Source organism: Bacillus cereus, assembly GCF_015071065.1.
Lineage (GTDB): Bacteria > Bacillota > Bacilli > Bacillales > Bacillaceae_G > Bacillus_A > Bacillus_A cereus_BA.
The window spans coordinates 622,341-633,871 of record NZ_VOVA01000002.1; the positions used below are offsets into that span (position 1 = coordinate 622,341).

Here is an 11,531-nt window from a genome sequence, read left to right on the forward strand (position 1 = left end):
CTACTATTAGAAAATGAAATAAGAGCTATATAGATTGTGAGGGATTACTATTGGATGAAATAATAAAGGAATTACAAAAGCTAGGGTTCTCCCAGTATGAATGTAAAGCTTATATAGGTTTATTAAAACATTATCCAGCAACAGGGTATGAAGTAAGTAAACAAACAGGAGTACCTCGTTCGATGATTTATGAGGTACTGGGTAAGTTGATGGATAAAGGAGCAGTGCATATTGTTCCTTCTGAACCAGTGAAATATGTACCAGTACCAGCTACGGAATTAATGGATCGAATGCGAAAAGATTTCGAGAAATCATTTGAATTTTTAAACCAGAAATTAAATTGTTTAGAACAAGAACGACAGATTGATGTAATTTCGCACATTCGCTCAAATGATCGTGTTTTGAAAGAAATATGCAATATAATTAATAGAGCAAAGGAAGAGTTATGGATTTCTGTATGGGAAGATCAAGTGCATGAGATTGAGCCATACATTCATAGAAAAGAAGAAGAAGGGGTACATATATTTTCAATCTTATTTGGCGCTCCGGAAACGAAAATAGGAGCGACATTCCATCATAATTATATGATGCCTCACGTTGTTGAAAAGCGAATGGGTGGTCATTTAACTGTTATCGCACGTGATGGAGAAGAAGTATTAATTGCTAACTTCTCAAATGATAGTACTTCATGGGCTGTTACAACGTATGACCCAGCACTAGTTCTCGTTGCTACAGAGTATGTTCGGCACGATATTATGATGGAAGAGATTACGAAAGAATTTGGAGCTGATAAGTTAGATACGTTATGGCGTGAAAATATAGATTTAGTTCATGTAGTAACAGGAAAACGAACTATGGAAGGAATGGAGGAGGATACAGATGAGTAAGGCTCAGGCACATGTAACAATGCAGAGCGAAGATACATTTCAGCAAGGAGTAAAAGATTGTTTGCCGACAGTATTAGGGTACTTAAGCATAGGTATAGCAGCTGGTGTTATTGCAAAAACAGCGGGTTTCTCCATCATTGAAATTGCTTTTATGTCCACTTTAATTTATGCAGGTTCGGCCCAATTCATATTAGCTGGTATGTATGCAGCTGGTACTCCTGCTTCTGCAATCATTTTTACCGTATTTTTTGTTAATTTACGTCATTTATTAATGAGTGCTGCGCTTGCGCCGTACTTTACGAAAATTCCTCTATTTAAAAACTTAATCATCGGTTCACAAATTACAGATGAAACTTTCGGTGTTGCAGTGCAGCACGCAGCTCAAAAAGGGTATGTAGGCGAAAGGTGGATGATCGGACTCAATGTAACTGCCTATTTAAATTGGATTATTGCTACAATTATTGGTGGGCTATTTGGGGAGTGGATACCAGATCCCCATACGTACGGGATGGATTATGCATTACCAGCGATGTTTATCGGATTATTTATTCTTCAGCTAATAAGTAGTAAACCGAAACTAGCAATTCATCTAAGTGTTGCAATTGTAGCGATTATTATCGCATACGTTTCACACTTATTTATGCCAGATAGTATAGCAGTTATTATTGCAACACTATTAGCTGCGACGATTGGAGTGGTGATTGAAAAATGGAAATGAGATTAGACGTATTATTACTTTTACTAGCAGCAGGAGCTGTCACACTCGTGCCACGTATTTTACCTCTTCTCGTATTTAGTAAACTACAAATTCCAGACTGGGGTTTGAAATGGTTGAATTACATACCGATTGCGATATTAGCAGCACTTTTAGCTCAAGTACTATTTATGCACGAGACGGTGCAGTGGGATTACCTTATTGCAGCAATTCCAACATTTCTTGTTGCAATATATACTCGTAGTCTATTAGGAACAGTATTAACAGGCGTCATTGTGATTATTTTGTTACGTTTCTTTTTCTAAAAAGGATTCCATTCATATAATAGCGAACAGTGTAATAATATGAAACATATAGGGGTGGTGTTATGATACTTTTAACGATAGGAGCAATTTTATTAACGTTATTTATTTTCTTTATTATCGGCTTCATTACGTTTATGATGTTTGTTGATAAGGCGACACCTCAAATTTATTATACACCTTGTGAAACTATGACAATAAAATCTAAAGGTAAAAATAGAAGGAAGAAAAGTTGAATATTGGCTTTTCTTCCTTTTTTTATCTGATTTTTCTGTATAATTTAAGTTAGTTATTCAACTAACTTAAAAGGTGGTGATATAAATGGCAAAGCCGAATGTTGTGAACAAGCAGAAGTTACTAGAAGCAGCAAAAGAAATTATTACAGAGCATGGAATGGAAAAATTAACGTTAAAAGCAGTCGCAGAAAATGCTAAAGTTACACAAGGTACCGTATATTATCATTTTAAAACGAAGGATCAATTATTGCTTGAAGTGACTGAATCGTTTTGTAAAGAGTCGTGGGAACAGATAGGAAAGGATGTACAGCTAGAAAATGCTTTACAATCTGCTAAAAGTAGATGTGTGAAAGATTCAATGTATCATCATTTGTTTTTTCAATTAGTAGCTAGTGGACTACAAAATGATGCAATGAAAGAAAAAATTGGTGAACTATTACATTATGAAAACCAAGAGTTAAAAGGAGTTTTAGATACAAAAGTAGGGGCTGTAATTACATCTCAAATTGCAACTGAAACGTGGAGTATTTTATGTAATGCGTTAATTGACGGATTGGCATTACAAGCCTTATTCAATCCATCTTTTTCTACCGACAAAGTATATGGTGATTTGTACATGCTATTGGAAAAGTTTATAGCGCTACAAAAGGGAGGGAATGACAGTGAATAATAAAATTTGGCTCACTATTGTATTTTCTATTGGGATTTGGTTTTTTGCTGCAGCATTCTTCATTATTTTCGGTTCTTCAGTTTTATTAGAATACACCTCAAATAGATTTTTTCTACAAATGACGTTGCTTGAATTAGGAACAGCTATAGCTTTATACTTTGTAATGTGGCTATATAAAAAACTGGACACTTCGAAATATGCAGTTATTAAGTTAGGTATATGTGGCACAGCAATTGGTTTAACTTTAGATTCTTACATCTTGTATAACTCTTCTAATATATTCTCACAATTATCCTCACAGCAAATCATATCATTTACCATTTGGATGGTTATTGCTTATGCTTTCTATTTAATAATTCCTTTAATCATGGAACGAAAAAAACTGTTATAAAGGGGTGCTTTATCCTCTTTACAACAGTCACATCCCCGAAAGAACTAACAACAATAACCCAAATAGAAAACTAATAAAGGAAAGAAAACCGATAGATACGGAGAAAACACGATTGTTTTTCCATTCGCGTAAGAAAACGATAAAGCCTAAAACGCAAAGGAAAAACCAAATGGGTAGGAAGATAAATTGACTAACTTTCTCAGGTAGTAATGAATAAAAATTTGTTAAATATAATATCCAATTCGCAAAGAATAGAGTACATACGATGAATGATTGTAAGTGTGGTCGGTTTAAAAATGTCTCTTTTTTTACTGTCATAAAAATGAGAGCTAACGCTGAAATAAAGGGAATTATTATGAATATAAGTAATAGTAGTGTAAGCGACATATAGAACTCCTTTCTTTATAAAATAGTTTTCATAAGAATTGAATCTATTATATTGTATACGTGTTTTGTAGATTGCTTGTTATATTTTTCAGTGTACGGATTCAAAAATCCATGATCACCATGTAGTTGTTTTATTTCTAATAACGGATTGTCTTGTTGATGTAATGTTTTGATCAAGGAGGATACTGAGAAACTCACTTCTTTTTCAGGGAAAATAAGTAATGTAGCGCAAGTAGGTTTTGTTTGTAAATAGTCGCGTATACGTGAACCGTAACATCCGATGATAAAATCTATTTTTGGATTGTTACTACAGAGCCAAGCGATGGTAGCCCCAACACTAAAGCCGATAAGTCCTATATGCGTGTAATCATTTGAAAGGCTAGAAATTACCTCATTAATTTGTTCTTTCCCATAATCAAATCCAATGTGATTCATAAAATATTGATATGCTTTTTCTTCATCACTATAATGAAATGAATTTTGTAGTTGTAGAAGGTTAGGACAGAATACATCTGTATTAGATGATGTGAAGTGGTCTATAACGTGCTGCATATGATCATTCACACCATATATTTCATGAACAACAACGAGAGCCAATTTTTTCTTCATAGTCACAAAATCTCTCCCTGAAACTTATATTCTTTCTCTACAAGGCAAATTCGTAGATGGAAGTTTTCATACCATTGCTCACGCCCTCTTTTTTTCGCTTTTATATGTAAGGCGTTCGTTTTCCAATTTTCAATTGCTTCAAGTGATTCCCAATAAGAAATTGTAATTCCTAGGCCAGATGAATCACGTGAGCTTTCTACGCCTAGAAATCCAGGTTGCTGTTTTGCAAGTTCCTCCATCTTTTCGGAAACGGTACTATAGTCTGTTGTGTCATTTGAAAGTTTAGAAGTAAATATAACAGCATAATAAGGACCAGTTTTTTGTGGAGTGTTCTCCATACATTTTCCCCCTTTAAAATCAGTTCATAGTTTGTATTTTAGCACGTAATAAAAAGAAAAGAAGCATGAGGCTTCTTTTCTTTTTAGGCGGTAAATTTTAATCTGGCATATATTTTATGACCTTTTTTTTGAATCCAGCACACTTGTGCTTTCTTATTTTGAATACCACGTTCTTTCACTGTGATTTGTATCATTTGATCAATCGTGAGTGGGGTGTGTGTTTGTACTTGGCACTCACCTGTACTATAATCGATAATTGTTGCTTCAATTGGTATTCCGTTCATATGCAATGTTCCCAGAGACATAGGCTGTTCACGTATGTGCTGTCCTCGAAATTGTCGTATCTTTTGCTTGCGAGGGCTAATAAGTAATTCAAAATAAAAAAATGTCACCTCAGAAAATTAAAGTGGCATTGCTTATATTTCCTCTAAGCTATTAACTGGAACTGTTAATTCGCGTCTTGGATTTGTTACTTCATATATGCGGGCGGTTTCGTTGTTTTCGTCAACGTGTTGAATCATAACAGGCATGCCTTGAAAACTGACATTGGCTTCTTCTGATGACTCTGAAAGCTCTTTTGCGCGTTGTATATTCATTTATATTCCTCCCATTATTATTATCTTTGCTAAAAAGGAGGAATAATATACCATTTCGAGACATTCTTAAAGTTTTTGTATTATTTGTAATGTTTCTTTAATAAATGAAGAGAAGATGGAATCAGGATAGCTATCCATCGCTTGAACTGCTTCTTTTGCTTCTTTCAGGGCAGATTTTTTATCTTGAAGTTCTATATAGCAAAGGGCACGATAAGATCCAGCTGTTAATAACCATGATTGATCAAGTGGATGGCTCATATAATCTGGTATGATAGCACGTTTTAATGTTTTCAAAGCTTCCTCGTAACGTTTTAAACCATATAAAGATTTTCCTTTTTCAAGATAATAGAGTCCATTGTCTTGAAAAATCGGCTCGTTTTTTAGTTTTTCTCGAAATTGTTCTAGATGTTCTAATGCGATTGTATATTCATTCGTAACGGTGTTGTAGTAATAAGCTTTTAATATATCTATATTTGCAGTGGATAAAGTATCTTCTGTAAATATAGCAAATTGCTCAGATTTTTTTATGTAATATAAATATCGTTCTTTATCAGCCGTAATGATTTTTTGATAAGATAAAATACGATAAAATTCATCTGTTTTATAATACACTTGATGTTTTTTTGAAAATGAAAGTGCATCTAAAATGACTCTTTCACATTTTTCATAATTGCCATATGCGAGTAAAATAATTGCTTCTTTTAAGTATAACTGTATATGTGTAATAAGATCCATTTCTAAATTCTTCGTTTTATATTCATCACGAATAGTGGTAATCATCTGTAAACATTCTTTATATTTTTTACGCTTGAAGAGCATATAGTAAAACAGTAGTTTCGTTTCAGTGCTTTCTCGATATAAAGTGTATTTTTTAAATATAGAAATAGCGGTTTCGACGTAATATTCAATATTATAATCGTTCATAATAGCTGCTCCAGTTATGAACTGTTTATATATACGAGCCGTATTTAAAGTAGGAGGTAGCTCCTTTTGAACGATAGGCAGTAAAGTTTCATATACTTCATCGCATTTATTTGTCTTTATTAGTTCCTCCATTTTTTGAATGAGTTCTACAATTTTCACATCGTCTTCTTCTAATAAAAAACTCGTTTCACATCCAAGTTTTTCAGCGATATATTGTAATGTTTTCATAGAAGGTGTAGCTTTTCCATTTTCAATTTGACTTAACATACTTTTTGTCAGTTCTGAACCCGCTAGCTCAGTTTGAGTAAGCTTTTTTTCTTTTCGTAACGTTTTAATTTTTTCGCCGAGAGTAGCCATAGTATTGCTCCTTTATAATTAAAAAGTTAAATACAATTAAACTTTTTGTTGTAAAAATGAGAAAGTTGATTATATAATAAGTTTAACACAATTTAACTTTTAAGGGGAGAGTGTCATAATGGGGGATGTAAGTATAGTTCCAAATGATTCGAAAATGAAGATTGCAACGAGGAATATTATTTTAATGATGATTGGAAAGATGACGTCTTTGCTAGGAGCGGGTATTTATACGTTTGCAATGGGGTTATACGTATTAAAGACAACAGGATCAGGGATGGGGTTTGCAACTACGCTCGTTTGTGGATCACTTCCAAGGATGATCTGTGGCCCAATTGCAGGTGCTGTAGCAGACCGTGTTAATCGAAAATGGCTTGTCATTGGCACGGATTTATTAAGTAGCTTAACGATGCTTATTATGTTTATTCTCGCTACTATATTTGGGCCATCACTTCTGTTTATTTATGTTTCAGCGGCATTATTATCAATTTGTGCAAGTTTTTATTCTGTAGCATTAACTTCGTCTATTCCTAATTTAGTAGATGAAGGGCGTATTCAAAAAGCGAGTGCTTTAAATCAAACGGCATCTTCTTTATCAAATATTTTAGGGCCGATTATTGGCGGAGTTGTATTTGGTTTCTTTTCAATTAAGTCGTTCTTTTTGTTAAATAGCATTACGTTCTTTTTAGCAGTTATTTTGCAGTTATTTATCGTATTTGATTTATATAAAAAAGAAGTGGCTGAGAGTAAAGAGCATTTCTTGACGAGTATAAAAGAAGGTTTTTCATATGTAAAACGACAGCATGAAATATATGGTTTAATGAAAATAGCACTGTGGGTAAACTTTTTTGCGTGTGGACTAACCGTTGCACTTCCATACATTATCGTCCAAACATTGCATTTATCTTCAAAGCAACTCGGTACTGTAGAGGGAATGTTAGCAGTCGGGATGTTAATGGGTGCGATTGCTTTATCAGTACGTAAGGAAGTGAATAATCCGTTTCGCTCTGTTTATATTGGGCTGTTTTTATTTGCGGGTCTGAGTTTATGTACAGTCTTCCCATTGTTAGTTACCATTCCGAAAGTAGCAAGTTTTATTTACTATATTGCTTTTATGATGTTAACTGGTATATCAATTATGATTGTAAATATTCCGATGCAAGTACATATACAAAAGACGACAGATCCGAGCTATTTAGGGCGTGTGTTCGGCCTACTTGAAACAATTGCTACTGCAATCGCACCGCTCGGTATGATTGTATATGGATTATTATTAGATATGTTACCTACTAGCATTGTTATGATGACAATAGGCGGAGGATTATTGTTAGTTGTATTAGTTGGAGTAAAGCAGCATATGGCGAAAAGAAAAGTGAATGTTTCAGCTTAAAAGAAAATTTTAACAAAATAAAAATGACCAAATTAGTATTTTAGTTTTTGAAACTCTTTTTCATGTATGTTAAAGTAAAGTGAGCAGGCAAAGAAAAGGAGAAAACATCATGAAAAAATTAAGTTTTGTTATGCTTTTTCTGTTAGTCGTAATGACTGGATGTAGCAATTATGATACGTATATTGAAACAGGTATGCAATCATTGAAAAATGAAAAATATAGTGATGCGATTATGTGGTTTGAAAAAGCGGAAAAAGAGAAATCAGGAAATGAAGCGAAGGCATATAAAGAAGTCGCTCAGTTATTGGATCACGGTGCGACAGCATTAAAAGACGGTAAGTATTTAGAAACGAAAGACATTGCAAATGAAGTGTTGCAAAAGAAAAAAGACGATGCACTTGAAAAAGCTGTGACATCAAATGCAGAAAATATGCTTCAAAAAGCAAAAGATGTGGAAGAGAAAGTAAATGAAAGAGTGGCAAAGCATAGAAAGGTAGAAGAAGAAGGAATCGATAAACTTATTAAAGTTGTCGATAGTATAGATGAAGTGAAAGAAAAAGAGAAAAAAGTTTCAGAAGCATTAGATAAGGCTGAAGAGGCACAAGCAAAAATTGAGGAAAAGAAAAATAAATAGAGTTATAGTTTAAAAGGCTGTCGTGTATAACGACAGCCTTTTAATTTTTTTCTGCAAAAGAAGTAATGCTATGTAGTAAAAAAGAAATTATTTTAGAATTCCACCTGTCCTCATGATGAATGGTATAAATATTACGCTGAAATTCAAAATCAGGGATCGGTATATAGCATAGCTCATTTCGCTGTACTTCTTGTTCAATAGCAAGTTTAGAAATAAAGGCGACACCATTACCATATTTTAAAATTTGTTTCATCGTTTCTAATGAATCTAATTCAATTTCAGACTGGAATGTAATGTTATGTTCTAACGTCCATTGTGTAAGTAAATCTCTCGTTGTAGATGGGTTACGATGCAATAGTATACGCTCCTTCTCGATATCTTGTAATGATACATTTTCTTTTTTTGAAAAATGATGTTCTTTGGAGAAAGCAAGAACAAGTGTATCAGGTATTATATTCGTTTGTTTTAAAAGTGGTTCATCAAATGGTGCAGCAGAAATTATCCCGAGATCAATTTCATGATTTTGTAGCATCGTTCGAATTTCAGGAGCTGTTTTTACCATGAGTGTTATTTTTACATTGGGAAATTCGCATTGAAATTGGTGAACAACTTCTGGCAAAAGATAAGTCGCTGGTACATAACTAGCACCAATTGTTATAGCGCCTTTATTAAAATCTTTAAACTCTTGTGTGACCCGTCTAGCTTCTTTCATAAGTGCATCTATTTTGCAAGTATAATGATGCAATGCCTCGCCGGCCTCTGTTAAAAAATATCTTCCAGAACGTAATTCAAATAAAGACACACCGAGTTCTTCTTCTAAGCTTTTTATATGAAAGGTAATAGTAGGTTGTTTAACGCCAAGTTTTTCTGCAACAATCGTAAGTTTTTTGTATTTCTTAATAAGCACTACAACTTCTAATTTTAAGAGATTCATGATAAGTGGGCCCCTTTTTCTTCTAACTATAGAAAAAATCTATAGAAATAAATAGTTTATTAGAGATTTTTTAATTTAATCTTTACAGTACATTAACATTCAGTATAAATCTTCCAGATAGAATGAAAGCAGGTTAAGAATGAGGGGAGAGAGGTGAAACGATGGATATTAAAATTCATGGATTAGAAAAGGCATTTGGAAAAACGCAGGCGTTAAAGCCGTTACAGATTGTAATGAAAAAAGGACAATTCACTACACTTTTAGGACCTTCAGGATGCGGGAAAACGACTTTACTTAGAATGATTGCAGGGCTTGAAGAACCAGATAAAGGTGAAATATATTTTGGAGATAAGTGCATGTATTCTTCGACAAAAAAAATAAAAACATCTCCTCATGAACGGAATATCGGTATGGTATTTCAAGATTTTGCTTTATGGCCGCATATGACTGTATTTGAAAATGTTGCATTTGGTTTAAGGGCTACAAAGCAAACGAATCAATTAAGAGAAAAGGTAGAAGATGCGATAAAGCGAGTTCGTTTGCAAGGTATGGAGAAAAGGTATCCGCATGAACTCTCAGGTGGACAGCAGCAACGTGTCGCATTTGCTAGAGCAATTGTAACAAAACCTCATTTTATTTTGTTCGATGAACCGTTAAGTGCACTTGATGCAATTTTGCGAGAAGAAATGCGATTAGAACTTATGGACATCGTTCATTCAATTGGTTTAACGGCATTGTATGTAACACATGATCAAACAGAAGCTATGTCAATGTCAGACCAAATTATTGTCATGAAACAGGGTGAAGTATTACAAAAAGGAACACCAGAAGACATTTATGTGAAACCGTCTCATGAATTTGTTGCAAAGTTTGTTGGCAAAGCAAATTGGCTTGTAGAGAATAAACAAATGATTCGTCCAGAGCACGTGAGCTGGACAAAAAATGACGTGTGCGACATGTATACAGGTGAAATTCAGCACATTACATATGTAGGAGAACGTTATGAAGTGAAAGTAAACATGGGTGCCTTAGGTGTATGGACAGCTTATCACAATAGTAAGCTAAGCGTTGGTAAACCGGTATCGTTATATGTACCAAAAAAATGTATTCATCATATAGGGGGAGAATCGTATGAAGAAATTCAGTTCGCTTAAGTCTTTATTTGTATGTACTTTACTGTTTTCTGCTGTAGTAACAGGTTGTAGCTCAAAGACAGGCAGTGCAGATGCAAAAAATAAAAACGCTAATGAAAAGAAAATTGTTGTATATAGTGCAGGACCAAAAGGATTAGCAGAAAAAATTCAAAAGGATTTTGAAAAGAAAACCGGTATAAAAGTGGAAATGTTTCAAGGAACAACAGGTAAGATTTTAGCAAGAATGGAAGCTGAAAAGAAAAATCCAGTCGTTGACGTTGTCGTACTCGCTTCATTACCAGCGATGGAAGGATTAAAGAACGATGGTAAAACGTTAGCTTATAAAGAAGCAAAACAAGCTGATAAGCTTCGTTCTGAATGGTCGGATGATAAAGGACATTATTTCGGATATAGCGCTTCAGCATTAGGAATTGTGTACAATACAAAAAACGTGAAGACAGCGCCTGAAGATTGGAGCGATATAACGAAAGGAGAATGGAAAGGGAAAGTGAATCTTCCAGATCCAGCACTTTCAGGTTCAGCTTTAGACTTTGTAACAGGATATGTGAAAAAGAATGGACAAGATGGATGGAATTTATTTGAACAACTTAAGAAAAATGAAGTTACAGTAGCGGGAGCAAACCAAGAAGCTTTAGATCCAGTAGTAACAGGTGCGAAAGATATGGTACTTGCTGGCGTTGATTATATGACGTACAGTGCAAAAGCAAAGGGTGAACCGGTTGATATCGTATATCCAAAAAGCGGAACAGTCATTAGTCCACGTGCGGCAGGCATTATGAAGGATAGTAAAAATGTAGAAGGTGCAAAAGAGTTTATTGAATATTTATTATCAGATGATGTGCAAAAACAAGTTTCTAAAGCGTATTTATTGCCAGGTAGAACAGATATAAAAGCTGAAAATAGACCAAATGTAGAAGAGATTCCAGTATTAAATATTGATTGGAAAACAGTTGAGAAAGAACAAGATGAAATAGGAAAACAATTTAAGAAAGTATTTCAATAAGATGGTG

Annotated in this window: 16 protein-coding genes and 1 pseudogene; 10 read left to right on the forward strand and 7 right to left on the reverse strand. The window is 34.0% G+C overall.

The annotated features are described in order from the left end of the window. Nucleotides 1-50: 50 nt before the first annotated feature. The 6 genes from FT637_RS09285 to FT637_RS09310 all read left to right on the forward strand — a co-directional run bounded on the left by FT637_RS09285 (nucleotide 51) and on the right by FT637_RS09310 (nucleotide 3,201). Entirely contained in the window at nucleotides 51-887 is an 837-nt protein-coding gene (locus FT637_RS09285; protein ID WP_193645998.1) for a TrmB family transcriptional regulator, read from the forward strand. Beyond that, nucleotides 880-1,605, forward strand: coding sequence for an AzlC family ABC transporter permease (locus tag FT637_RS09290; protein WP_193645999.1), 726 nt, complete (start codon nucleotides 880-882; stop codon nucleotides 1,603-1,605). Before FT637_RS09285 ends, FT637_RS09290 begins: the two co-directional genes overlap by 8 nt. Continuing rightward, entirely contained in the window at nucleotides 1,596-1,907 is a 312-nt protein-coding gene (locus FT637_RS09295; protein ID WP_000425945.1) for an AzlD domain-containing protein, read from the forward strand. The genes FT637_RS09290 and FT637_RS09295 overlap by 10 nt, the downstream gene beginning before the upstream one ends. 62 nt (nucleotides 1,908-1,969) lie before the next feature. Further along, nucleotides 1,970-2,140 (forward strand): DUF3951 domain-containing protein, encoded by a 171-nt coding sequence (locus FT637_RS09300; RefSeq protein ID WP_002011981.1) that lies wholly within the window; start codon nucleotides 1,970-1,972, stop codon nucleotides 2,138-2,140. An 85-nt stretch (nucleotides 2,141-2,225) separates the two neighbouring features. Next, the gene (locus tag FT637_RS09305; RefSeq protein WP_193646000.1) at nucleotides 2,226-2,810 is read left to right on the forward strand and encodes a TetR/AcrR family transcriptional regulator; all 585 of its coding nucleotides are present in this window, start codon (nucleotides 2,226-2,228) and stop codon (nucleotides 2,808-2,810) included. Further along, nucleotides 2,803-3,201, forward strand: coding sequence for a DUF5367 family protein (locus FT637_RS09310; protein WP_193646248.1), 399 nt, complete (start codon nucleotides 2,803-2,805; stop codon nucleotides 3,199-3,201). The genes FT637_RS09305 and FT637_RS09310 overlap by 8 nt, the downstream gene beginning before the upstream one ends. 27 nt (nucleotides 3,202-3,228) lie before the next feature. Here the strand turns inward: FT637_RS09310 and FT637_RS09315 are convergent, their stop codons facing one another. From FT637_RS09315 to FT637_RS09340, 6 genes and pseudogenes are all read right to left on the reverse strand, one after another. Next, a complete protein-coding gene (locus FT637_RS09315; protein WP_193646001.1) occupies nucleotides 3,229-3,588 on the reverse strand; it encodes a hypothetical protein in 360 nt (119 codons plus the stop codon). A 15-nt stretch (nucleotides 3,589-3,603) separates the two neighbouring features. After that, on the reverse strand, nucleotides 3,604-4,197 hold the full coding sequence (locus FT637_RS09320; RefSeq protein ID WP_193646249.1) for a dienelactone hydrolase family protein: 594 nt from the start codon (nucleotides 4,195-4,197) through the stop codon (nucleotides 3,604-3,606). Between the two features lie 2 nt (nucleotides 4,198-4,199). Further along, nucleotides 4,200-4,535, reverse strand: a complete 336-nt coding sequence (locus tag FT637_RS09325) for an antibiotic biosynthesis monooxygenase family protein (RefSeq protein WP_193646002.1) — start codon at nucleotides 4,533-4,535, stop codon at nucleotides 4,200-4,202. Nucleotides 4,536-4,618: 83 nt separating this feature from the next. Then, nucleotides 4,619-4,882: pseudogene (locus FT637_RS09330) on the reverse strand (PilZ domain-containing protein); the annotation flags it as partial. A gap of 69 nt (nucleotides 4,883-4,951) precedes the next feature. Continuing rightward, nucleotides 4,952-5,131: an H-type small acid-soluble spore protein gene (locus tag FT637_RS09335; protein ID WP_002064678.1), complete on the reverse strand. Its 180-nt coding sequence runs from the start codon at nucleotides 5,129-5,131 to the stop codon at nucleotides 4,952-4,954. Between the two features lie 66 nt (nucleotides 5,132-5,197). After that, complete coding sequence (locus tag FT637_RS09340) at nucleotides 5,198-6,412, reverse strand: helix-turn-helix domain-containing protein (RefSeq protein WP_193646003.1); 1,215 nt, start codon at nucleotides 6,410-6,412, stop codon at nucleotides 5,198-5,200. A gap of 118 nt (nucleotides 6,413-6,530) precedes the next feature. On the opposite strand from FT637_RS09340, the gene FT637_RS09345 reads away from it, so the two are divergent. Together FT637_RS09345 and FT637_RS09350 are read left to right on the forward strand one after the other, a co-directional pair. Next, entirely contained in the window at nucleotides 6,531-7,799 is a 1,269-nt protein-coding gene (locus tag FT637_RS09345) for an MFS transporter (RefSeq protein WP_193646004.1), read from the forward strand. 109 nt (nucleotides 7,800-7,908) lie between these two features. Then, nucleotides 7,909-8,433 carry a hypothetical protein gene (locus tag FT637_RS09350; protein WP_193646005.1) on the forward strand — a complete coding sequence of 175 codons (525 nt, stop codon included), beginning with the start codon at nucleotides 7,909-7,911 and terminating at the stop codon, nucleotides 8,431-8,433. A gap of 40 nt (nucleotides 8,434-8,473) precedes the next feature. Here FT637_RS09350 and FT637_RS09355 read toward each other — a convergent pair whose 3' ends face one another. Next, nucleotides 8,474-9,367: a LysR substrate-binding domain-containing protein gene (locus FT637_RS09355; protein ID WP_193646006.1), complete on the reverse strand. Its 894-nt coding sequence runs from the start codon at nucleotides 9,365-9,367 to the stop codon at nucleotides 8,474-8,476. A 161-nt stretch (nucleotides 9,368-9,528) separates the two neighbouring features. On the opposite strand from FT637_RS09355, the gene FT637_RS09360 reads away from it, so the two are divergent. Together FT637_RS09360 and FT637_RS09365 are read left to right on the forward strand one after the other, a co-directional pair. Next, nucleotides 9,529-10,521 carry an ABC transporter ATP-binding protein gene (locus tag FT637_RS09360; RefSeq protein WP_193646007.1) on the forward strand — a complete coding sequence of 331 codons (993 nt, stop codon included), beginning with the start codon at nucleotides 9,529-9,531 and terminating at the stop codon, nucleotides 10,519-10,521. Next, nucleotides 10,499-11,524 (forward strand): ABC transporter substrate-binding protein, encoded by a 1,026-nt coding sequence (locus FT637_RS09365; protein ID WP_193646008.1) that lies wholly within the window; start codon nucleotides 10,499-10,501, stop codon nucleotides 11,522-11,524. Before FT637_RS09360 ends, FT637_RS09365 begins: the two co-directional genes overlap by 23 nt. The last annotated feature ends 7 nt before the right edge of the window (nucleotides 11,525-11,531 follow it).